The sequence below is a fragment of the Sphingomonas sp. genome (assembly GCF_964263785.1).
GTDB lineage: Bacteria > Pseudomonadota > Alphaproteobacteria > Sphingomonadales > Sphingomonadaceae > Sphingomonas.
Window position 1 is genome coordinate 1 of record NZ_CAXVWL010000093.1, and the last position, 21,810, is coordinate 21,810.

Annotated in this window: 22 protein-coding genes and 1 pseudogene; 11 read left to right on the forward strand and 12 right to left on the reverse strand. The window is 69.5% G+C overall.

Annotated elements, in window-relative coordinates; translation table 11 throughout:
- From ACE5C1_RS12440 to coxB, 4 genes and pseudogenes are all read right to left on the reverse strand, one after another.
- A pseudogene (locus ACE5C1_RS12440) lies at positions 1 to 170 on the reverse strand (protoheme IX farnesyltransferase); the annotation flags it as partial.
- Positions 171 to 276: 106 nt separating this feature from the next.
- Entirely contained in the window at positions 277 to 552 is a 276-nt protein-coding gene (locus tag ACE5C1_RS12445) for a hypothetical protein (protein WP_374944394.1), read from the reverse strand.
- A 288-nt stretch (positions 553 to 840) separates the two neighbouring features.
- A complete protein-coding gene (gene ctaD, locus ACE5C1_RS12450; RefSeq protein ID WP_374944395.1) occupies positions 841 to 2,505 on the reverse strand; it encodes a cytochrome c oxidase subunit I in 1,665 nt (554 codons plus the stop codon).
- Position 2,506: 1 nt separating this feature from the next.
- Positions 2,507 to 3,679, reverse strand: a complete 1,173-nt coding sequence (gene coxB, locus ACE5C1_RS12455) for a cytochrome c oxidase subunit II (RefSeq protein WP_374944429.1) — start codon at positions 3,677 to 3,679, stop codon at positions 2,507 to 2,509.
- 216 nt (positions 3,680 to 3,895) lie between these two features.
- Here coxB and pyrE point away from each other — a divergent pair, with 216 nt between their 5' ends.
- The 7 genes from pyrE (at position 3,896) to ACE5C1_RS12490 (ending at position 8,643) form a co-directional block, all read left to right on the forward strand.
- Positions 3,896 to 4,495: an orotate phosphoribosyltransferase gene (gene pyrE, locus ACE5C1_RS12460; RefSeq protein ID WP_374944430.1), complete on the forward strand. Its 600-nt coding sequence runs from the start codon at positions 3,896 to 3,898 to the stop codon at positions 4,493 to 4,495.
- The gene (locus ACE5C1_RS12465) at positions 4,489 to 4,731 is read left to right on the forward strand and encodes a hypothetical protein (protein ID WP_374944396.1); all 243 of its coding nucleotides are present in this window, start codon (positions 4,489 to 4,491) and stop codon (positions 4,729 to 4,731) included. The genes pyrE and ACE5C1_RS12465 overlap by 7 nt, the downstream gene beginning before the upstream one ends.
- Before the next feature lie 3 nt (positions 4,732 to 4,734).
- Complete coding sequence (locus tag ACE5C1_RS12470) at positions 4,735 to 5,349, forward strand: hypothetical protein (protein ID WP_374944397.1); 615 nt, start codon at positions 4,735 to 4,737, stop codon at positions 5,347 to 5,349.
- Positions 5,346 to 6,068: a pyridoxine 5'-phosphate synthase gene (locus tag ACE5C1_RS12475; protein ID WP_374944398.1), complete on the forward strand. Its 723-nt coding sequence runs from the start codon at positions 5,346 to 5,348 to the stop codon at positions 6,066 to 6,068. Before ACE5C1_RS12470 ends, ACE5C1_RS12475 begins: the two co-directional genes overlap by 4 nt.
- A 148-nt stretch (positions 6,069 to 6,216) precedes the next feature.
- Positions 6,217 to 6,627 (forward strand): holo-ACP synthase, encoded by a 411-nt coding sequence (gene acpS / locus ACE5C1_RS12480; protein WP_374944431.1) that lies wholly within the window; start codon positions 6,217 to 6,219, stop codon positions 6,625 to 6,627.
- On the forward strand, positions 6,624 to 7,577 hold the full coding sequence (gene lepB / locus ACE5C1_RS12485) for a signal peptidase I (protein WP_374944399.1): 954 nt from the start codon (positions 6,624 to 6,626) through the stop codon (positions 7,575 to 7,577). Before acpS ends, lepB begins: the two co-directional genes overlap by 4 nt.
- Positions 7,567 to 8,643 carry an AI-2E family transporter gene (locus tag ACE5C1_RS12490; protein WP_374944400.1) on the forward strand — a complete coding sequence of 359 codons (1,077 nt, stop codon included), beginning with the start codon at positions 7,567 to 7,569 and terminating at the stop codon, positions 8,641 to 8,643. Before lepB ends, ACE5C1_RS12490 begins: the two co-directional genes overlap by 11 nt.
- On the opposite strand, the gene ACE5C1_RS12495 is transcribed toward ACE5C1_RS12490, so the two are convergent.
- From ACE5C1_RS12495 to ACE5C1_RS12505, 3 genes are read right to left on the reverse strand one after another with little or no spacing between them, the layout of a single operon-like run.
- The gene (locus ACE5C1_RS12495; protein ID WP_374944432.1) at positions 8,634 to 9,737 is read right to left on the reverse strand and encodes a glycosyltransferase; all 1,104 of its coding nucleotides are present in this window, start codon (positions 9,735 to 9,737) and stop codon (positions 8,634 to 8,636) included. The two genes, ACE5C1_RS12490 and ACE5C1_RS12495, sit on opposite strands and share 10 nt — an antisense overlap.
- A complete protein-coding gene (locus tag ACE5C1_RS12500; RefSeq protein ID WP_374944401.1) occupies positions 9,686 to 11,080 on the reverse strand; it encodes a UdgX family uracil-DNA binding protein in 1,395 nt (464 codons plus the stop codon). The genes ACE5C1_RS12495 and ACE5C1_RS12500 overlap by 52 nt, the downstream gene beginning before the upstream one ends.
- Before the next feature lie 42 nt (positions 11,081 to 11,122).
- The gene (locus ACE5C1_RS12505; protein ID WP_374944402.1) at positions 11,123 to 12,370 is read right to left on the reverse strand and encodes a putative DNA modification/repair radical SAM protein; all 1,248 of its coding nucleotides are present in this window, start codon (positions 12,368 to 12,370) and stop codon (positions 11,123 to 11,125) included.
- Between the two features lie 75 nt (positions 12,371 to 12,445).
- Between ACE5C1_RS12505 and ACE5C1_RS12510 the strand changes: the two genes are divergently transcribed.
- Complete coding sequence (locus tag ACE5C1_RS12510; protein WP_374944403.1) at positions 12,446 to 12,961, forward strand: DUF892 family protein; 516 nt, start codon at positions 12,446 to 12,448, stop codon at positions 12,959 to 12,961.
- Here ACE5C1_RS12510 and ACE5C1_RS12515 read toward each other — a convergent pair.
- The 4 genes from ACE5C1_RS12515 to ACE5C1_RS12530 are packed head-to-tail and all read right to left on the reverse strand — an operon-like array spanning position 12,909 to position 18,227.
- Positions 12,909 to 16,289 (reverse strand): chromosome segregation SMC family protein, encoded by a 3,381-nt coding sequence (locus tag ACE5C1_RS12515; RefSeq protein WP_374944404.1) that lies wholly within the window; start codon positions 16,287 to 16,289, stop codon positions 12,909 to 12,911. The genes ACE5C1_RS12510 and ACE5C1_RS12515 overlap by 53 nt on opposite strands.
- Before the next feature lie 13 nt (positions 16,290 to 16,302).
- The gene (locus ACE5C1_RS12520; protein WP_374944405.1) at positions 16,303 to 17,025 is read right to left on the reverse strand and encodes a DsbA family protein; all 723 of its coding nucleotides are present in this window, start codon (positions 17,023 to 17,025) and stop codon (positions 16,303 to 16,305) included.
- A gap of 18 nt (positions 17,026 to 17,043) precedes the next feature.
- Positions 17,044 to 17,712, reverse strand: a complete 669-nt coding sequence (locus ACE5C1_RS12525; RefSeq protein ID WP_374944406.1) for a thioredoxin domain-containing protein — start codon at positions 17,710 to 17,712, stop codon at positions 17,044 to 17,046.
- Positions 17,713 to 17,717: 5 nt separating this feature from the next.
- Complete coding sequence (locus ACE5C1_RS12530) at positions 17,718 to 18,227, reverse strand: DUF721 domain-containing protein (protein ID WP_374944407.1); 510 nt, start codon at positions 18,225 to 18,227, stop codon at positions 17,718 to 17,720.
- Between the two features lie 26 nt (positions 18,228 to 18,253).
- Here ACE5C1_RS12530 and ACE5C1_RS12535 point away from each other — a divergent pair, with 26 nt between their 5' ends.
- The 3 genes from ACE5C1_RS12535 to nudC are packed head-to-tail and all read left to right on the forward strand — an operon-like array spanning position 18,254 to position 21,530.
- Entirely contained in the window at positions 18,254 to 19,297 is a 1,044-nt protein-coding gene (locus ACE5C1_RS12535) for an A/G-specific adenine glycosylase (RefSeq protein WP_374944408.1), read from the forward strand.
- Positions 19,294 to 20,664: a serine hydrolase domain-containing protein gene (locus tag ACE5C1_RS12540; protein ID WP_374944409.1), complete on the forward strand. Its 1,371-nt coding sequence runs from the start codon at positions 19,294 to 19,296 to the stop codon at positions 20,662 to 20,664. The genes ACE5C1_RS12535 and ACE5C1_RS12540 overlap by 4 nt, the downstream gene beginning before the upstream one ends.
- Complete coding sequence (gene nudC / locus ACE5C1_RS12545; RefSeq protein WP_374944410.1) at positions 20,661 to 21,530, forward strand: NAD(+) diphosphatase; 870 nt, start codon at positions 20,661 to 20,663, stop codon at positions 21,528 to 21,530. The genes ACE5C1_RS12540 and nudC overlap by 4 nt, the downstream gene beginning before the upstream one ends.
- Before the next feature lie 6 nt (positions 21,531 to 21,536).
- Here nudC and ACE5C1_RS12550 read toward each other — a convergent pair whose 3' ends face one another.
- Positions 21,537 to 21,806 carry a hypothetical protein gene (locus ACE5C1_RS12550; RefSeq protein ID WP_374944411.1) on the reverse strand — a complete coding sequence of 90 codons (270 nt, stop codon included), beginning with the start codon at positions 21,804 to 21,806 and terminating at the stop codon, positions 21,537 to 21,539.
- Between the last annotated feature and the right edge of the window lie 4 nt (positions 21,807 to 21,810).

Sequence of the window (21,810 nt, forward strand, 5' to 3'; positions counted from 1 at the left end):
AGCGCGATGCACAGGATCGCGGTGAAGCCGAGCACCGGGTCGATCGGCACAGGCGCGGCGAGCATGCCGCATAGCGCGGTGAAGACGACGAGCGTCATGACCCGGGGCTTGGTCAGCGCCAGGAAATCGCGCCATTCGGCGGGGGGGAGCAGGGGCGTGGCGGTGGTCATGGGATGCGGGCCATATAGGGATGCGGCGGGTCGGATGAAAGCGGCGATGCAGCGGCGCATTCGGGGGAATACCGACCTGAACGCGCCGTCATCTGCAAAGCAGCCGCTACATCCGCGCGAGGGTGGTCTGCGGCGGCGGCGCGAAGCGGACGCCGCGGGTCTTCCACTGGCGCGCGCTCATGCACCGGCGCTGGTAGATGCCGGTGCTGGTGGCGGCGGCTTCCTCGAGCGTTGCCGGGCGGATGCAGTAGCGCTGGTCGGAGGTCTGGTAGGTTGCCGTGATCGGCACCTCGCCCGGGCGGGCCGCGGCGGAGGCGGCGGTGGCGAAGCCGGCGGCGGTCGACAGTGCGAGGGCGGCGGCGGCGATGGTCGTGGGGGTCATGGTCGGTTCTCCTGGCTGGGCGGGTTTGCCCATGCAGGAGGCTTTGCAGGAGGTGTGCCAGTCGAGTAAGTCACTGGAGTTGCGTGGGTGGCTGAGGTGGGTAGGTGTGTTGGCGTGGTGATACACGCCAAAGGGTGGCGGGTTGTACCAAACGAAAAACGCCCCGGACGTTGGCCGGGGCGTCTTTTCGGAAGAGAGACACGGAAGTAAATTCCGTATCCTTCGTCAGTCGCGGCTGTAGCCGCGCTGGCCGGTCGACTGAATGCAGGCTGCTTCGCTTGCCTGCACTCAGTCGACGTGCGGCAAGGTCTCGAACTGGTGGTACGGGGGGGGCGAGGACAGCGTCCATTCCAGCGTCGTCGCGCCGTCGCCCCAGGGGTTGTCGCCAGCCCGCCTGCCGGCCGCCAGCGACCAGATCAGGTTTACGAAGAACACCACCATGCTCAGCGCCATGATCATGTAGCCGATCGAGGCGACATGGTTCCACTGTTCGTACTGCGGCGTGTAGTCGGGAATGCGGCGCGGCATGCCCTGCAGCCCGAGGAAGTGCATCGGAAAGAACATCACGTTCACGCCGACGAAGAACACCCAGAAGTGCACCTGGCCGAGGAACTCGTTGTACATCCGACCCGACATTTTCGGGAACCAATAATAGAAACCGGCGAAGAGCGAGAACACCGCGCCCAGGCTCAGCACGTAGTGGAAGTGCGCCACCACGTAATAGGTGTCCTGCATGTAATCGTCGATGCCGCCGTTGGCGAGAACGACGCCGGTGACGCCGCCGACGGTGAACATGAAGATGAAACCGATCGCCCAGACCATCGGGGTCTTGAAGCTGAGCGAACCGCCCCACATCGTCGCGATCCACGAGAAGATCTTGATGCCGGTCGGCACCGCGATCACCATCGTCGCGGCGGTGAAATACATCTTGGTGTTTACGCTGAGACCCGTCGTGAACATGTGGTGCGCCCAAACGACGAACCCGACCACGCCGATCGCGACCATGGCATAGGCCATGCCGAGGTAGCCGAAGACGGGCTTGCGGCTGAAGGTCGCGATGATCTGGCTGACGATGCCGAAGCCCGGCAAGATCATGATGTACACTTCGGGATGGCCGAAGAACCAGAACAGATGCTGGTAGAGGACGGGATCGCCGCCGCCCGCCGGATCGAAGAAGGTGGTGCCGAAATTGCGGTCGGTCAGCAGCATGGTGATCGCCGCAGCGAGCACGGGAAGCGCCAGCAGCAGCAGGAAGGCGGTGACCAGCACCGACCACACGAACAGCGGCATCTTGTGCAGCGTCATGCCGGGTGCGCGCATGTTGAAGATCGTGGTGATGAAGTTGATCGCGCCGAGGATCGACGACGCGCCCGCGAGGTGGAGCGCGAGGATCGCCATGTCGGTCGACGGCCCCGGCTCGCCATAGGTCGAGAGCGGCGCATAGAGCGTCCAGCCGTTGCCCGCACCACCGAAGAAGGGCGAGGCGAGAAGCAGCGTGAAGGCGGGGACGAGCAGCCAGAAGCTGACGTTGTTCATCCGCGGGAACGCCATGTCGGGCGCGCCGATCATGATCGGCACGAACCAGTTGCCGAAGCCGCCGATCATGGCAGGCATCACCATGAAGAACACCATGATGAGGCCGTGCGCGGTGATGAGCACGTTCCACAGGTGGAGCGATTCGTCGAGGCTGGCCTCGCCGCCGTGCATGAATTGCGCCCAGCCCTGTAGGTACTGGATGCCCGGATGCGCGAGCTCGGCGCGCATCAGCCCCGAGATCGACCCGCCGATGATCCCCGCGATGATCGCGAAGATCAGATAAAGCGTGCCGATGTCCTTGTGGTTCGTCGACATGAACCAGCGTGCGAAGAAGCCCGGCTTGTGATCGGCGTCATGCGCATGTTCGTGCGTGTCGTGCGCCACGAAAGCCGACGGGTGGAGTGCGGTATCGGTCATCTTACTGTCCAGCCTTGCCGAGCGTGCCGCCGTTGCCGGTGGCGCCCTGGGAAATAGTGGGTGCGGTGATGGTCGCGTTCTCGACCGGGCCGGTGGCGGCGTTCGTCGTCGCGGCTTCGGCGTCCTTGGCCGCGGAGCCTTCGGCGCCGGGCTGCGGGATCACCTTGTCGGAGGCCTGCCCCGGGGTCGGCATCGTGCCGCCCTTGGCGCGGACCCAGGCCGCGAACTGCGCCGGCGGCACTGCCTCGACCGCGATCGGCATGTAACCGTGACGCGCGCCGCACAGCTCCGAACACTGGCCAAAGTAGAGGCCCGGCTTGTCGATCGTGAAGCTGGTTTCGTTCAGGCGGCCGGGGATCGCGTCGAGCTTGATCCAGAACGCGGGAACTGCCCAGCTGTGGATCACGTCGTTGGCGGTGGTGATCAGGCGGATGGGCACGCCGACAGGCAGCACGATCCGGTTGTCGGCGGCGAGCAGCGGCGGACCGTCTGCATCGGTGCGGAAGCGCACCCCCGGCTCGACGTCCTTGCGCTCCTTGAGCATGTTGGCGGTGATCTCGAACCCACCATTATCCGGATACTGATAGGACCAATACCATTGGTTGCCGATCGCCTTCAGCGTCACCGCGCCCGCGGGGGCGGGGCGGAACTGCGCCTGGAGCAGGCCGATCGAGGGCACCGCGATCAGCACCAGGATGACGACCGGGAGCAGCGTCCACAGCACCTCGATGAACGTGTTGTGCGAGGTCTTGGACGGCACCGGATTGGCGGCGCGGCGGTAGCGGAAAGCGACCCAGATCAGCAGGGCGAGCACGAGGATGCAGATCGCGGTGATCGTCGGCATCAGGATGCTGTCGTGCATCCAGTGCGCGAACACGCCGTTCTTCGTCACCTGTGGTTGGAGGCCGAAGAGGCCATCGGTCGGCTGGCCGATGTGCGGCTGCGCGGTCATCGCAGGCGCGCCGTCCATCGCCAGCGTCGGCGAGGCCGGCTGAGCGGTGGGCGTCGCGGCCGAGGTCGTCGGCGCGGTGTTGGAGACGCCTGCCGGAGCGGCCGCCGCCTGGGGAGCCGGCGCGGCGACCGCTTGCGGGGCAGGCGCCGCGGCGTTCGCGCCTGCGACGCCGGCGAGCGCCAGCCCCGCCGCGATCGCGATTCTCAACCCCAGATTGCGCATGCGTGTCACCTTCGTGTTCCTGTCGCGTGGGCTCGCCCGGCGAAATCGGGCGTGAACGAAACGGAGCCAGAGCGCCCCTTTCGGCCGTATCTTTCAGCGGCCTATACGCGCGGGCGCCCCCCGTCTCAATGGCAACACCCATGATTTTTCGCCGCACTGCGATACGTTGCACCGCAGCCGCGGGGGCCGTAGAGGAAGCGGATGACCGACGCCCCGATGACGCAAGCCGAGGTGCTCGCCGAATTCCGTGCCGCCGATGCGCTGCTGGAGGGGCATTTCATCCTATCGTCGGGGTTGCGGAGCTCACGCTACCTGCAATGCGCACGGGTGCTGATGGACCCGGCGCGGGGCGCCCGGCTGGCCCGGGCACTGGTCGCGATGCTGCCCGCGGACCTGCGGGTCGAGGTGGTGGTGTCGCCGGCGATGGGCGGGGTGATCGCGGGGCACGAGATGGCGCGTGCGCTCGGTGTCGAGGCGATGTTCCTGGAGCGGCCCGAAGGCACGTTCGAGCTGCGCCGCGGCTTTCGGCTGGCGCCGGGCGCGCGGGTGCTGATGATGGAGGACGTGGTGACCACCGGCCTGTCGTCGAAGGAAGCGATCGCCGCGATCGCGCGGGCGGGGGGCGAGACCGTGGCGGCGGCGGCGCTGGTCGATCGCACGGGTGGGTCGGCGGACCTGCCAAACGTCTTTGGAGGCGTGCCGTTCTTTCCGCTGATCCGGCTCGACGTGCCGACGTATGCCGCCGATGCGCTGCCGCCGGAGCTGGCGGCGGTGCCGGCGGTGAAGCCCGGAAGCCGGGCGGCGTTGGCATGCTGACGACGCTGTCTTATATCGGAGTGCGAGGTGACGCGATGACGTTTGAAGTGATCAAGCGCGAGGACGGGCGATACGGCTGGCAGCTTCGCGACGAGCAAGGCGACGTTGTCAAGTTGCCTAAGCCTGGGAGGATACACCTGCCCGACGACCCGGCGGCGGATGAGCGCGCCCGGCAGGCGTTGCAGACGGTTCTGCGATCCTGGGCCGAGCATGGCATACCACCGCTCGGTGCATAAGCCTTGACGCAGTTGCGGCGCGACCGGTCGGTCTTCGTCAATTGCCCGTTCGACCTGAGCTACAAGCCGTTGTTCGATGCCATCGTGTTTGCGCTGGTCCATTGCCGGTTCGAGGTGCGCAGTGCCCTCGAAGTCAACGATGCAGGCGATCTGCGCCTGGCCAAGATCGTTCGGCTGATCGAGGAATGCCGGTTGAGCGTGCACGACATCTCGCGGATCGAGCTCGACGCCGACAGTGGCCTGCCGCGCTTCAACATGCCGATCGAGCTCGGCATCGCGCTCGGCGCCAAGCATCTGGGCGATCGGGCGGTGCGTGATCATCTGCTGCTTGTCATGGACTCGGATCGCTATCGTTATCAGCGTTTCGCATCGGATCTTTTCGGCGTCGATATCCACGCGCATTCGTCAACCGTGCCCGGCGTCCTGCAAGGCGTGCGCGACTTTCTGGCGCCGCATGCCGACGAGAGCCTGCCCGGGGCGACGGCGATCGGATCGGCGCTCGACCGATTCGAACACGCCTTGCCCGAACTTGCGGCGGCGGCGCGGCAGCACCCCGCCGAGCTGACTTATGTCGACCGATTGCGCCACCTGACGGTCTTCGTGGAGGGATACCGATGACCCTGCGTCTGGGCGTCAACATCGACCATGTCGCCACCGTGCGCAATGCGCGTGGGGTCGGGTATCCCGATCCGGTGCGCGCGGCGTTGCTGGCGGCGGAGACTGGCGCGGACGGGATCACCGCGCATCTGCGCGAGGACCGGCGGCACATCACCGATGCCGATATCGCCGCGCTGTCCGAGCAACTGACGGTCCCGCTCAATCTGGAGATGGCGGCGACCGACGAGATGCTCGCGATCGCGCTGCGTCACCGCCCGCACGCCGCGTGCATCGTGCCCGAGAAACGCGAGGAACTGACGACCGAAGGCGGACTCGATGCGCATGCGTTGCACAACCGGCTGGCGCCGATGGTCGCCGAACTGGGCGCCGCGCGGGTGCGGGTGTCGCTGTTCATCGAGCCATCGGCGGTGCAGGTCGCGGCGGCGGTGCGACTCGGGGTGCCGGTGGTGGAGCTGCATACCGGGCGCTATGCCGAGCTGGACGGCGCGGCGCGCGCGGCCGAGCTGCGGCGGCTGGCGGACGCCGCGGCGCTGGCGACCAAGAACGGTATCGAAGTCCATGCCGGGCACGGGCTGACCTATGACAATGTCGCGCCCATTGCCGCCATCCCGCAGGTGCGCGAGCTCAACATAGGACATTTCCTGATCGGCGAGGCGCTGTTCGTCGGGCTGGGCGAAGCGGTGCGGCGGATGCGCGACGCGATGGATGCGGCGCGATGAGTACCTCACTCGGCCTGGGGGGGATGGAAGGGGCCCGCTCGGCGCAGCCGATTGGAAAGGGTGAGGGCGAAGTATTGCGCGGAGCTGCGATCACCCTCACCCTTCCGCCGCTTCGTGGCTCCCTCCCTCTCCCAAAGGGAGAGGGATTCTGATCCTCGGGCTCGGCTCCGATCTGTGCAACATCGAGCGGATCGCTGCGTCGGTTGCGCGATTTGGCGATCGGTTCGAGGCTCGCGTGTTTACCGATATGGAACGCGCCAAGGCGAACCGCCGTCCGTTCACCAAGGCGGGCACGCTCGCCAAGCGGTTCGCCGCCAAGGAGGCGTTTTCCAAGGCGGTCGGGACCGGGTTCAGGGCGGGCGTGTTCATGCGCGACATCGGCGTGGTCAATGCCACGCCCGGGGCGCCGACGCTGGAGCTCACCGGCGGGGCCAAGGCGAGGCTTGACGCGTTGACCCCGCCCGGCCACGTCGCGCGCGTACACCTGACCATGACCGACGATCATCCTTGGGCGCAAGCCTTCGTGGTGATCGAGGCGATAGCGGACCCGAACTTATGAAGGACGTGGCGTTGGACGGCAGCGAAGCCCCCGAGACCGCTGCCACCCCGGCGGAACCGGCGCGCGCACGGACCGACTGGTGGGGCGAGGTCAAAGGCATCTTCTGGCTGATCGTGATCGTGCTGGGCTTTCACAGCTTCATCGCCAAGCCCTTCTACATTCCGAGCGAATCGATGTTGCCGGGCCTCAGGATCGGCGATCGACTGGTGGTGTCGAAATGGGCATACGGCTGGTCGTTCGTGTCGCCGACGATCCCCGATCCGGTGGCGATCTTCGACAGCCTGGTGCTGCGGCGGCACGAGGACAGCTGGATCGTCGGGCTGCCGCATTGGAAGGGGCGCCTGCTCGGCTCGCTGCCCGAGCGCGGCGACGTCGTGATCGTCACCCCGCCGGGCACGCGCAACGACTATATCAAGCGCGTGATCGGCCTGCCCGGCGACCGGCTGGCGGTGCGCGGCGGCACGGTGTGGCTGAACGGCGTGCCGCTGAAACGCGGACCCATTCACGACACCGCGATACCCGTGGACACCAACAGCCCGTGCAGCGACATCGATTATCCGGGCGCGCGCCGGGCGATGCCCGACGGCACAACCGTGTGCCGCCTGCCGCTCGTCACCGAAACGCTGCCCAACGGTCGCCGCTACGACACCGTCGAGCTGGGGCAGAGCCAGGGCGACGATTATCCCGAAGTGACCATTCCCACCAACCACGTCTTCCTGATGGGCGACAACCGCGACCGTTCCGCCGACAGCCGCTTCAGCCTCGCCGAACAGGGTCTGGGCGGGCCGGTGCCGTACGAGAATCTCGGCGGGCGCGCGGAGTTCGTGACCTTCAGCCTCGACGGCGACGCGTCGTGGAATCCGCTGACCTGGCCGGGTTCGCTGCGCGGCGGGCGTGCGGGTACGTCGCTTCACCCCCAGCGCATTGCGGGACCAAGCGATGGCCGATGAGCCGAAGCACGTAGAACAGGACGCTGCACCTGCGGAAATGCGCGATCCGTTCGTTCGGCGCGAGCTGACCCGCGCCGCGGTGTGGCTGGGGCTGGCGGGGGCGATCGCGCTGGCGGTGCTGCTGGTCCAGCCGCTGCTGCTGATCTTTGCGGGGCTCGTCTTCGCGTCGCTGCTCGACGGTGGCGTGCGGCTGCTCGGACGGGTGCTGCCGATTGGGCGCGGGTGGCGGCTGCTGATCGTCGTCGTGCTGGTCGTGCTGTTCCTGCTCGGCACCTTCTATCTGACCGGGGTGCAGGTGACCCAGCAGGTGACGCAGCTGCGATCGACCCTGGAGGTTCAGTTCGCGCGGGTGGCGGCGTGGCTGGCGGCGCAAGGGGTTATGCCCGGCGCTTCGGATGTCGGCGGCATGGTGCGCCAGGCGATGGGATCGGTCGGGCGGCTGACATCCTGGGTCGGGACCGCGATCGGCGCGCTGACCAGCCTGTTCATGATCGCGGTCATCGGGCTGTTCGTCGCGATGGAGCCGCGCACCTACGGCCGCGGGGTCGAGTGGATGGTCCCGACCGACAAGCGCCGCGAGTTCGCCCTGGTCGTCGACCGGATGAGCAAGACGCTGCGCCGCCTGATGGCCGGGCGGCTGCTCGGCATGCTGGCCGAGGGCGTGCTGACCTGGCTCGCGCTGATGATCGGCGGCGTGCCGATGGCGATGATCCTGGGCGTGCTGACCGGGCTGCTGGCGTTCATCCCCAACATCGGCGCGTTCATCAGCGGCGCGTTGATGATCGCGGTGGGGTTCTCGGCGGGGACCGAGGTGGGGTTCTGGGCGATCGGCACGTATCTGGTCGTGCAGACCTTCGACGGCTATGTGCTGCTGCCGATCGTCGCGCGCAAGACCGTCGACCTGCCGCCTGCGCTGACGCTGGGCGCGCAGATCATGGCGAGCGCGCTGTTCGGCATCCTGGGGCTCGCGCTGGCCGATCCGATGACCGCGATGATGAAGGCTGCGCTGGAGCGGAGTTCGGAGCGGTCGGAAGAAGAGCTCGGGGACGATTCGCGTCACACCTGAGCGACAAGACGGTCGAACAGGTCCAGGTAGCGTTTGGCCGAGTCGGCGCCCGGCTGCGGCACTGGCATGGGGCGGGAGGCGAAGGGCGAAAGCCAATGGCGCAGCGCGGCGACGAGGGCCGCGGTGTCGTCGCGCGCGACGATGCTGCCGAGCGCGGGCGTGGCGACGATCTCATTGATGGCGGGGCTCGAGTCGGTGGCGACGACGGGGGTGCCGACCGACAGTGCCTCGCGCAGCACGCCGGGAACGCCTTCATAGTCTGAGGTAAGTGCGACCACACGTGCCTGCGCCATTGCCGGCAGGGGATCGGCGGTGTGACCGGGTAGGTGGAGCCGGACCCCGAGCGCTGCGGCTTGCGCCGCCAGCGCGGCACGGCACGGGCCTTCGCCGAGGATCACCAGCGATGTGGCGGGAGGCAGGTGAGGAAGCGCGGCGACGAGCCGGTCCCAGCGCTTTTGGGGCACGAGGCGCCCGACGCCCAGAACGAACGAACCGGGGGGCAGCGGCGTGGCCGGACCTTCGCGCGGCATGGCTGGCGGATTGGCAATGACGCTGACCCGGCCGCGCATCCGCATCGCCCCTTGCGCCGCCGCGGCGGTGGCGGGGGTCATCGCGACAAGATGATCGAGGAAGCGTGCGTGGAGCGCGAGCCAGACGCGGTGCCCCGCCGCCGTGATGGCGCCATGGTCGCCGCGCGCGGTCGCGTTGGACAGTTTGGCGACGATCGGCGGGCATTGCGTGCCCAGTCGCGCGCGCGTCCAGGCGGCGATGCTGGTGTAGTGATTGCCGGGGCAGAAGATCACGTCGGGTGCGTATCGGCGGACAACGCCGGGGAGCGCGAGCATCCGGCGATAGTCGGTCCCGCCGAGGGCGACGATGTCGACACCCTGCGGCAACTCCGCGGCGAGCGGTCCGCTCGCGTCGCCGATCGCCAGCGTCACCCGCCGCTCCGCCGCGATCCAGCCCGCCGCCAGCCGCAGCAGCGCGCGCTCGACGCCGCCGCCGTCCAGCGTCTGGGCATAGGACAGGATGTGACGCGCGGTCAGCCGATCGTTGCCCGGGCCTTGCGCAGATCGTCGACGAAGCGCGCGAATTCGCCCTCGACCTGCGTCTTGTCGGGGAGGCGCAGCAGATAGCTCGGATGGACGGTGATCCAGGCCGCGCCGCCCTCGGGCAGGGTCATCGCGCGCCCGCGCTCGCGGCCGATCGTGACGACGCGGCCGAACAGCGATCGCGCGGCAGTGGCGCCGAGCGCGACGGTGACCTGCGGGCGGACGAGCATCTGTTCCTGCTCGATCCACCAGCGGCACGCCTCGATCTCGCCCGCGCCGGGTTTGGCATGGATGCGCCGCTTGCCGCGCTGCTCGAACTTGAAGTGCTTGACCGCATTGGTGACGTAGGTGCGCGTGCGATCGACCTCGGCGACGCCAAGCGCACGGTCGAAGAGCTGCCCGGCGGGGCCGACGAAGGGGCGGCCGGCCAGATCCTCCTGGTCGCCGGGCTGCTCGCCGACGAACATCATCGCGGCGTCGACCGGGCCTTCGCCGAAGACGGTCTGGGTCGCGGGCTTGTAGAGCGGGCAGCGGGTGCAGCCCTTCGCCTCGTCGCGCAGCGCTTCCCAGGCGATCCGGCTGTTGCCGCCCACCGCGGCGCGTGCCGTTTCGATCATGCCCGATTCCCTTGCCTGCGCGCCTGCGATCAACTCGGGCACCAACGCGGTTTCCGGCATGTTTTTCCAGTATTTACGCGGCATTTCCTTCAGCATCGCGCCGATCTTCACGCGCGCGGGGTTGAAGATGCTGGCGTAGTAGGTCTTCCATACCTCCTCGACCGGGTCGCCGTCCGGCGCGTCGGTCTTCGCCGCGCCTGGGCCTTCCTCCAGCTTCTCGCCGTTCCAGTGTAGCGATACCTCGGGGGTGAGGATCGACCAGCGCATGCTGGCGAAGCGGTTGACGAAGAAGGCGGCGTTGGCGCGGACGATGTGGTGGTCGGGTTCGAACCAGGCGACGTAGCGGGTGGCGGCGCCTTCCCCATCCCCTTCAGGCGCTTCGCGGAAACGCAGGAAGGCGCGCATCTTGTGGATATCGCGGCGGACGTCCTTGGCGATACGGTCGAGGCGTCGGACGAGCGGATCGGCGCGGTCGTCGAGGAGCCGCGGCTCGAAGCGCAGGCGGGCGAGCAAGGTGTAGAGCAGCGCGAACCGTTCGGGCTCGCGCGAGAGGATGGCATTGCGCGCGAGGTCGAGGAAGGCGCGCGGGACCGAGAAGCCGGGCGGCGCGGGTGGGGGCGGTTCGGCTTGCGCTGCGAACAGGTCGGTGTCGGCGCCGGCGACCTGCCAGACGACGTCTTCGGGCGGGGTCGCGTCCGCGACGAGCCCGCGGGCGGCGTCGCGCCAGGCGTCGAAATCGTCGGGTTGGGGGAGGGTGACTATGCGCATGATCTTATTCCCCGGGACGGGGAGGAATAAGTAGGGCACCCCTCACGCCGCGAACAGCTCAAGTTGCTGCTTTTTCGGCGCGACCAGCGGCTTGAGCTCCGCCTTGTCGGACAGTGCCACCGGGCGCCAATCCTCCGCGATCAAGAAGGGGCGGACCTTGGCGATCGAGACCGTCAGCCGGGCGACATCCTCGAGCCGCAGCTTGCGCCAGCGGCGGCTGGTGAGGATCGCGTTCACCGCTTTCACCCCCAAGCCGGGCACGCGCAGCAGCAGCTCGCGCGGGGCGCGGTTGACGTCGACCGGGAAGCTGGCGCGGAACTTCAATGCCCAGGCGAGTTTGGGGTCGATGTCGAGCGGCAGCATGCCCGTCGCATCGTCCGCCGCCGCGACGACCTCATGCGGCTGATAGTCGTAGAAGCGCATCAGCCAGTCGGACTGGTACAGCCGGTGTTCGCGCATCAGCGGCGGGCGCTGGAGCGGCAGGACCGCGCTGGCATCGGGAATCGGGCTGAACGCCGAATAATAGACGCGGCGTAAGGAGAAGCGGTCGTAGAGCGTCGAGGCTTTCCGCACGATGTCGCCATCGGTGGCGGCGTCGGCGCCGACGATCATCTGGGTCGACTGGCCCGCGGGCGCGAACCTCGGCGCGGACTTGTAGCGCTTGGTTGCGTCCTTGCCGTCGAGGATCGCGGCCTTGGCATCGCCCATCGCGCTCTCGATCCGCCCGGCGTCCTTCTCGGGCGCGAGGCGCTTGAGGCCGCCGACGGTCGGCAGCTCGACGTTGATCGACACCCGGTCGGCGTAGAGCCCGGCCTGGTGAACGAGCTCGGGATCGGCGTCGGGGATGGTCTTGAGGTGGATGTAACCGCGGAAGTGGTGATCCTCGCGCAAGCTGCGTGCGACCTCGACCAGTTGCTCCATCGTGTAGTTCGACGAGGCGATGATGCCTGAGGAGAGGAACAGCCCCTCGATATAGTTGCGACGGTAGAAGCTGAGCGTCAGCTGGACGACCTCGTCCGGCGTGAAGCGGGCGCGGCGGACGTTGGAGCTCTTGCGGTTGATACAATAATGGCAGTCGAAGATGCAGCTGTTGGTCAGCAGGATCTTGAGCAGGCTGATGCAGCGCCCATCGGGGGCATAAGCGTGGCAGATGCCCATGCCTTCGGTCGAGCCCAATCCCTTTCCGTCGCGCGAGTTGCGCTTGGCGGTGCCCGACGAAGCGCAGGAGGCGTCGTATTTGGCGGCATCGGCGAGAATTTCCAGCTTCTTGCGGGTGTCGAGCTGGGCCATGCGTTCGATATACGTTCTTGGAAAGACGGGGACAAGAGGCTCGGAACCTTGCACTTGTGGCATGGTTGACACGGCATGACCCAGACCGCCAGCGCTGCCAGTCTGCTCCATGCCGCCGTCCAGGACCTCCACGCCGCCAAGCGGATGCAGGTCGAGCGGCTGCCCGAACTCGTCGATACGGCGGGTGAAAAGCTGGCCGCACTGATCGTGCAGGAGGGCGCGCGCGCTGCGGCGCAAGCGGCGCGGATCGAGAGCGCAGGAGTCGATGCGGCTGGACCCCGAAACCTGTGGATGGCTGGCATCCTCGACGACGCCGATCGCGATGCGCGAAGTCACGAAGCAGGACGCTTGCGCGACATCGCGTTAGTCGGCGCATTGCGCAAGGGCAAGGTGGCGGAGATCGTGTCGAGTGAAACCGCTATCGCGCTGGCTGCGGAGATGGACGATGCCGCGATTGGGGACGTCATTCAGGCGAATCGCGACGAGGAGATCGCGAGCGACCGCGCACTCCAGGCGCTGCTCTCCGAACTGACCGGCATCAGCCGGCCAGTATTTCGGCCGCCTGCAGATCGACCGACACGAGGCGGCTGACGCCACGTTCGATCATCGTCACCCCGAACAGGCGGTGCATGCGGCTCATCGTCACCGCATTGTGGGTGACCACGAGGTAGCGCGTGTCGGTGTCGCGCGCCATTGCCGCCAGCAGATCGCAGAAGCGTTCGATGTTGGCGTCGTCGAGCGGCGCATCGACCTCGTCGAGGACGCAGATCGGCGCGGGGTTGGTCAGGAACAATGCGAAGATCAGCGCGATCGCGGTCAGCGCCTGTTCGCCGCCCGACAGCAGGGTGAGCGATTGGAGCCGCTTGCCAGGCGGCTGCGCCATGATCTCCAGCCCGGCTTCGAGCGGATCGTCCGAATCGACGAGTTCGAGATGCGCCTCGCCGCCATCGAACAGGGTCGCGAACAGGCGGCGGAAGTGCGCGTCGACCGCCTCGAACGCGGCGAGCAGGCGCTGGCGGCCTTCGCGGTTCAAAGTGCCGATCGCGCCGCGCAGGCGGTGGACCGCCTGCGACAGTTCGTCGCGGTCGGCAGTGTTGCCGGTGCTGGCGGCCTCCATTTCGGCGAGTTCGCGTTCGGCGACGAGGTTGACCGGGCCGATCCGTTCGCGGTCGCGCGCCAGCCGTTCGTGGGTGGCGGATTCTGTCTGCGGGGTGGCGACGGTGTCCGCGGCGAAGCCGGTCCGCTCGGGCAGGACCGGGGCGGGACATTCGAAGCGTTCGCCCGAGAGGCGACCCATCTCGACGCGGCGCAGTTCCTGGTTCTCGACGCGGGCGAGCGCACCCGCGCGGACTTCGCGCGCGGCGGCCAGGGGTTCGCTGGCGGCACGGTAAGCGTCGTCCGCGGTGCGCAAGGCGACGTCGGCGGTGCGTTCGGCGGTTTGTGCGCTGTCGGCTTGGGCGCGCGCCCGGGTGTGGGCGGCGTCGAGTGATGCGACGGCCGTATCGAGCGCTGCAGGGCGGTCGGCGAGCGCGGCGGCGTCGCGTGCGACCGTGGCGGCGCGGGTGTCCATCGCGGCGATCCGCTTCGCCGCTTCGCCTGCGCGGGTGCGCCAGCTGCGGGCTTCGGCCTGAACCGAGGCGAGGCGGTGGGCTGCGGCAGTCGTCGTCCGGTCGAGCGCGGTGCGTGCGGCGCGGGCGTCGGCGACGGTGGCTCGGGTGTGGGCCGCGGTCGCGGTGCGCTCGGCGACGGCAATTGTTGCCGCTTCGCCATCGGGCAGCGCGGCGACGCTGCGCTCGGCGACGCGGACATCGGCCAGCGCGGCAACACGGTCCTCGGCCGTGCGGGCGGCGCGCACGTCGAGATCGGCCTGCTGCCCGGCGCGGCGTTCGAGGGCGGCAGTGGCGCGATCCTCGGCACGGCCGGCGTCGCGCAGCGCCGTCTCCGCGCGTGACAGCGCGGCGCGCGCGGCCTGGCCCGTGCTCCGTGCGCCGGTTAGTTGCGCGGCGACCGCATCGCGGGCGGCTTGCGTTTCGCTTGCTGCGGCAACGGCCGCGGGGCGGGCCGTGTCGAGCGCGGCGAGGTGGTTGGCGCGCTGGAGCCGATCCGCCGCTGCCGCGCCGCCGCCCTGCGCGCGGTAGCCATCCCAGCGGCGCAGATGCCCGTCGCGGGTGACGAGCCGCTGACCGACCGCGAGCGCGATGCCGTCGTCGGTGTCGGTCACGAACACCTGCGCGAGGCGGCGCGCGAGGGTGGCAGGGGCCTTAACGTGCGGCGCCAGCGGTGCGGTGCCCGGCGGAAGCGGGGGATCGCCGGAATGCGGCTCGGCGCCCGTCCAAGCCGTGGGCGCGGTATCGAGCGCATCGTCGAGTGCGGCGGCGAGCGCGCGTTCGTAGCCCGGCGCTGCGGCAACATGATCGAGCAGCCGGTCGCGCCCGCCCTGCGGCACCGCGGTGCGCAACGCCTTCGCCTCGGCATCGAGCGCGGCGAGGGTCGCGTGCGCGGTGGCGCGTGCGGCTTCGGCGGCGTCGCGGGCGGCGGCGCCTGACCGTTCGTCGGCGTCGGCTTGCGCGATGGCCGTGCGTGCGGTCGTGGCCTCGTCCTCCGCCGCCCTGCGCGCGGCGATCGCGGCATCGCGGGCTGCGGCGAGCGGGGCGGGATCGCCGAGCGCCTCCCGCGCGGCGGCGAGCTGCGCGGCGTCGCGCTCCGCCCGGTCGGCGCGCGCCTGTGCCGCGGTCAGCCCGACGCGCGCGACCCGCGCGTCGGCGGTTTCCGTGGCCTGACGGGCGAGCGCCTGGGCGAGCGCGACCTCCGCGTCGCGGGCGCTACGTTCGGCTTGGGCAAGGTTCGCGTCCAACTGTGTCATCTGTGGCCGGGCAGCGGCGATCTGCGCGTCTAGCGCCTTCGCCTCATCGCCGAGCCGCCGGATCGCGTCCGCCGCGTCGCCTGCGAGCGCGCCTTCGCGGGCGCGATCCTCGACCAGCCGGGCGGCGTCGGCGGCATGAGCGGCGAGGCGGCGATCGACCTCGGCCCGCTCGGCACGGGTCGCGGCGAGGCGTTGCGCGATCTCGCCCGCGGCGTCGCGGGTGGCGAGCGCCGCGGTGCGGGCGATGGCGACCGCTTCGGCGGCGGCTTCGCGCATCGCGGCGGCGGTGCGCTCGGCTTCGCTTGCCTGCGCGACCGCGCGTTCGGCGGCAGTGGCCTCGGTTCTGGCGGTGTCGGCGGCGGCGGCGGCATCGCGCCAGCGGGCGTAGATCATTCGCGCTTCGGCCACGCGCACCTGCGCCGACAGTTCGCGATAGTGCGCGGCGGCGCGGGCCTGGCGCTTAAGGGCGGCGGCGCGCGCGTCCTGATCGGCGATGATCGTGTCGAGGCGTTCGAGGTTGACCTCGGTCGCGCGCAGCCGCGCTTCGGCCTCGCGGCGGCGGACGTGGAGTCCGGCGATTCCCGACGCCTCCTCCAGCATCGCGCGGCGATCCGCAGGCCTGGCGGCGATGACTGCGCCGATCCGGCCCTGGCTGACGAGCGCGGGGGAGTGCGCGCCGGTGGCGGCGTCGGCGAACAGCAGCGCGACGTCGCGTGCACGGACGTCGCGGCCGTCGATGCGGTAGGCGGACCCGGCGCCGCGCTCGATCCGGCGCACGACTTCGCGCTCGTCCCCAGCTACTTCGCCGAGGATCGACACTTCCGCGAAATCGCGTGGCGGGCGGGTAGCGGTGCCGGCGAAGATGACGTCGTCCATCCCCGCGCCGCGCAGCGACCGCGCCGAGGTCTCGCCCATCGTCCAGCGCAACGCTTCGAGCAGATTGGACTTGCCGCAGCCGTTGGGGCCGACGACGCCGGTGAGGCCGGGTTCGATGCGGAGTTCGGTCGCCTCGACGAAGCTTTTGAAACCCGCAATGCGCAGGCGGGTGATCTTCATCGATTGCGGGGCTTTACGCCCCGGCGGCCTTCAGCGCCTTTTCGACGTCGGGCCAGCCAATGCCTTCGACCTTCGCGCCGTTGACGATCAGCGTCGGGGTGCCCGAGACGGTGCCGTCGGCGCCGCGCTTCTGGGTGACCGCGGTGATCGCGTCGAGCGCCTTCTGGTCGGCCAGGCATGTCCGCGCTTTCGCTTCCGGCAGGCCGCGCTGCTTCATGAAGGCGATGCCGCCGATCGCCTCTGTCCAGCCGGTCACCGCATCGGTCGGCGCGCGGGTGGAGAGCGCCTGCTGCTGGGCCGGGGTGACTGCCATCATCGCCTGGTTGAGCGCATCCTGGTTGGCGTAGGTCTGTTCGAGGATCGGAAAGAACGCCGCCTTGTCGGTGCAGCGCGCGAGTGCCGCCAGGCCGAGTTCGCCGGGGCCGTGGATCAGGAAATCGCGGAATTCGAAGCTGACCTTGCCGGTCGAGACATAGTTCTTGATGAGCGGATCGAAGCCGGCGGTGGCGAAGCCCTTGCACGCCGGGCACAGCCGCGCGCCATATTCGACGAGCTTGACCGGGGCGGCGGGGTTGCCGAGCAGATAGCCTTCGTCGGTTTTCGTGACGGTCTCCGTCCAGGGCTGGCTGGCGGGTGCGGCGACCGCGGCGACGGGCGCGGCGGCGGTGGCGTTGCCGTCACCGCCGGAGCAGGCCGAAAGGACCAGGAGCGCGAACGCGGCGAGAAGCGACTTCATGCGATTACTCCGAGAGGATCATTTGGCACCCGCGGCGCGCAGCGCGGGTTCGAGCTGGGCCCAGGCCGCGGTGCGCGGGACGATGCGGCCGTTGATGAAGAAGGTCGGCGTGCCGGGCAGATCGCGGGGAGCGGCGGCGGTCATCGCGGTGATCTGCGCGGTCGCGGCATCGTCGTCGAAGCACGCTGCGGTCGCCGCCGGCAAAAGCCCGCGCGCCTGGACGAGCGCGGTCAGGCCCGATCCTTCGGCCTCGGCGCGAAGCTGGTCGGCTTGCGAATACAGCGCGAGCTGGCTGGCGTTCAGCTGGTCAAACTGCATGCCGCGCGCAAGCCATTGCTCCTGCGCGGCATAGATCGCCGCCGACGCGCCGAAGAAGCCGCGTGGTCCCGTGCAGCGCGCCAGGATCGCGGCGGCGAGATCGAGGCGGTCGCGGACGAAATGGCGGACCTCCAGGCTGGTCGAGCCCGATCGGATCATCCGGCCTTTCAGCACCGCATCCGATTCGCGCGCGAAGGCGGCGCAATGCGGGCAGGTGTAGCTGGCATATTCGACGAGCTTCACGCGCGCCTGCGGGTTGCCGAGGACATAGGCGCCCGCAGGTGTGCGGGTGACGGTCGCGGTCCAGTCGCGCGGGGCCGCGGCGCCGGACAGCAGGAGGAACGCGAGGAGGGCGAGCAGACTGCGCATAAGGGTCAGCCGATCCGCGGCAGCCCGCTCGACGCGGCGACGCCGGCGGCGAGCGATTCGAGGACGGCCTTGAGTTCCGGATCGGCGATGGTCTTGAGGCTTTCGCCGAGGTCGTGCGGCACCGCGCGGAACGACGGCGCGCGCTTCGGCGCGGGCTTGGCGACTTCGCCCTGGCGGATCACGACGCGGGCGACCGCGCTGTACCCGAAGAAGCGGTTCACCCGCTCGGTGATCTCCGGCGTGATGTGCTGCATCATCGGCGCGAAGGCCCCGCGGACGACGAGAGTGAGGGTGCCGTCCTGCTTCTTGCCGAAGGGAAAGCGGATCGATTCGGGGTGGCTGGCGGCGGCGTAGCGTTCGCCGACGATCTCCGCCCAGCGGCTGACGATCGACGATTGGACGAAGCCAAATCGGCGGAACGCCGCGCCGCCGATCGCGGGCAGCAGCTCGGCGACCTGGCGCGAGCGGTTGGCGCGCTGGGGTTCGTCTTTCGGGGCAGGCGGACGCTTGCTCATGGAGCGGGCCATGCCATAGCGGATGCGTGGACGCAAAGCGCTCTTCCATCCCGGCACGCCTGCTCGACTGGTATGACGCGCATCGCCGCGACCTGCCGTGGCGCGCGAAGCCGGGCGAGGCGGTGGAGCCGTATCGCGTCTGGCTGTCCGAGGTGATGCTTCAGCAGACCACCGTCGCCGCGGTGCGCCCGCGGTTCGCGACGTGGGTCGCAAGATGGCCGACCTTTGCCGCGCTCGCTGCTGCCGACGATGCCGACGTGATGGCCGCTTGGGCAGGGCTCGGCTATTACGCTCGCGCGCGCAATCTGGTCGCGGCGGCGAAAACGGTCGTGGCCGATCACGATGGCGCGTTCCCACGTACTGAGGCAGCATTACGCAAGCTGCCCGGATTTGGGGCCTATACGGCCGCTGCGGTGGCCGCGATCGCGTTCGGGGAGCGCGCGGTGGTGGTCGACGCCAATGTCGAGCGGGTGGTCGCGCGGCTGTTCGCGATTTCCGTGCCGCTGCCCGGCGCGCGGCCCGCCATCCGTGCCGCAGCCGATTCGATCACGCCGGACGCGCGCGCGGGGGATTTCGCGCAGGGGATGATGGACCTCGGCTCGGGTGTCTGCACCCCGCGCGCGCCGAAATGCCTGCTGTGTCCGCTCCGCGCGCAATGCGCCGGGTTTGCGACCGGCGCGCCCGAGGCTTTCCCGGTCAAGGCGGCGAGGAAGGCGAAGCCGCAGCGCTACGGCACGATCTTCTGGCTGGAGCAGGACGGTGCGGTGCTGCTGGTGCGGCGGCCGCCCGAGGGATTGCTCGGCGGCATGCGCGCCTTGCCGACGGGCGCGTGGAGCGACGCGCCGCCGGGGCTGGAGGGCGCGCCCGCGCCGGCCGACTGGCGCTTGCTCGACGTGTGTGTGCGGCATGGCTTCACGCACTTCGACCTCGATCTGGCGCTTGCGGTGGCGCACACGCAGGGGCATCAACCCGCGGACGCCAGCGAATGGTGGCCTGTCGAGAGCCTTGCGTCCGCAGGGTTGCCGACGGTGTTCGCCAAGGCGGCCGAGACGATGGAGAGACTGCGATGAAGCCGGTTTTCGGATATGTTACCACCGCCGCGGTCGCGGTGCTCGCCGCCACTATCGCATCCGGGCAGGCGCAGCAGCGGGCGACGCCGCCGCAGGCCCGCGCCGCCGGGCCCGCGCCTGTCGCCCGGCTGCCGATGCGCCGGAACGCGGTGCTGCCGACGACGCAGGCGCTGTTCGACGGCTATGTCCGGTCGGGCAAGATGCCCGGCATCGTCGGCGCCTTCGGGGTCGGCGACCTGCCGACGCAGTTCGTGACCGCGGGCGCGCAGGGACTGGAGCCCGGCCAGCGCCCCGCCGACGCCGATACGTTGTGGCGGGTGTATTCGATGACCAAGCCGATCACCGGCATGGCGGCGATGATGCTGGTCGAGGACGGCAAGCTCTCGCTCGACGAGCCGCTCGGCGACATCTTCCCTGCGTTCCGGTCGATGAAGGTGCTGACCGATCCCGACACCAGCCTGGCCAGCCGCCCCGCCGCGCGGCCGATCACCATCCGCAATCTGCTGACCCATACCGCCGGGCTGGGTTACAACATCATCACCAAGGGGCCGCTGCTCAAGGAGTACGAGCGGCTCGGCATCCTGCCCGGCGCGGTCAACGCCGCGGTCGAGGTGCAGGCGCACCAGGTCCGCCCGAAGTCGCTGGCCGAATTCGCGAACCGCGTCGCGACACTGCCGCTGATCGCCGATCCGGGGACGAAGTGGAGCTATTCGATCGGGCTCGACGTGATGGGCGCGGTGGTCGAGAAGGTCAGCGGCATGTCGTTCGAGCGCTTCGTGCAGACCCGCATCTTCACGCCGCTAGGCATGACGCGGAGCTATTGGCAGGTGCCGCGCGACCGACAGGGGTTGCTGTCGACCAACTACACCTTTGTCGGGGACAAGGTGGTGCCGCTCGACCCGGCCGCGACCTCGACCTTCCTCGATGCGCCGAGCTTCGCCTATGGCGGCGCCGGGCTGGTGATGTCGGCGCGCGATTACGACCGCTTCCTGCACATGCTCCAGGACGAAGGGGAGCTCGACGGCGTGCGGGTGATGAAGCCCGAGACGGTGCGCCTGGCCATGTCGAACCTGCTGCCGGCGGGCGTGTTCTTCACCGGCATCGGCGGCGGCACCGGGGGCACGCAAGCGCCGGTGCCGATGGGCTTCGGCGCGGGCGGATCGGTGTATCTCGCGGACAAGCCGAACGGGCCGGGCAAGGGCACCTATGGCTGGGGCGGGGCGGCGGGGACGATCGCCTGGGTCGATCCGGTCAAGCGCGCGCGCGGCACGGTGATGGTCAATTACTTCCCCGCCGAACGCTGGCCCACTCGCGCGCAAATCCCCGCCGCGCTGGCGCAGGACGTGGCACGGTTGGCGCCGCGGTGATCGGCTTCACGGGCGGTACGCTCGACCGTGCCGACCGGCTGCGCCACGACGGCGCCGCGCTGACGGCGGCGACGGCGGACGGCCGTGCGCGGTTGCTGGTGCTCGACGGCTACACCCCGCAGGCGGGCGACGATGGGCGGCTCGGCTGGACGACGCTGGCCGACGCGCCCGACGATGCCGTGCTGATCCTGCTCGGGCTGGACGAGGGCGCGGCGCGGTTCGCGGCGTTCGTTCCCGGCACGATCGGCGGCGGCACCCCGGCGATGCGCGCGCCTGCGCTGATGCAGATGCTGGCCGCGCTGGCGCCGGGGGAGGCGGCGACCTATGCCGCGGCGCGCAGCCTGATCGACTGGCATGGCCGCCACCGCTTCTGCGCGAACTGCGGCGCGGCGAGCGAAGCCTTTCGCGCGGGCTGGGGGCGGCGCTGTCCGTCGTGCGCGACCGAGCATTTCCCGCGGGTCGATCCCGTCGTCATCATGATCGCCGAACACGACGGGCGCGCATTGCTGGGGCGCGGCAAGGGCTGGCCGCCGGGGCGCTATTCGGCGCTCGCGGGGTTCCTGGAGCCCGGCGAATCGGTCGAGGAAGCGGTGGCGCGCGAGATCGAGGAGGAGGCAGGGGTGCGCGTGCGCGACGTCCGCTATGTTGCCAGTCAACCCTGGCCGTTCCCGTCGTCGCTGATGATGGCGTGCGTCGCGGTGGCGGAGGACGACGCGATCACGCTGGACACGGCCGAACTGGAGGACGCGATCTGGGTGCCGCGCGACGTCGTGCGCGAGGTGCTGGCGGGAGGGGAGGGCCCGTTCCTGCCGCCGCCGCCGTATGCCATTGCGCATACGCTGCTGACGGTGTGGGCGGCGCGCTGAACGGTATCAATCTGCGCGATGGATGTCGAACGAACCAGTCGGCGGGGTGAGGCCGTTCAGTCGACCATTGCCCTGCATGATGTAGGTCATGTTCATGCGATCCTGTAGCGTGGACGATCGCTGCGCCGCGTCCGCGGCCTGCCTGCTGAGCGTTTCGCGATGCCGTGCAGCGGATCGAAGCGACTGGCGCCCCTGCGCTCGCGACTGAAGCACCAGCCAGATCGCCATGCCTGCGGCAAGCAGTGATCCGCCGAGCGCCAACAATGCCTCCGACATTCCG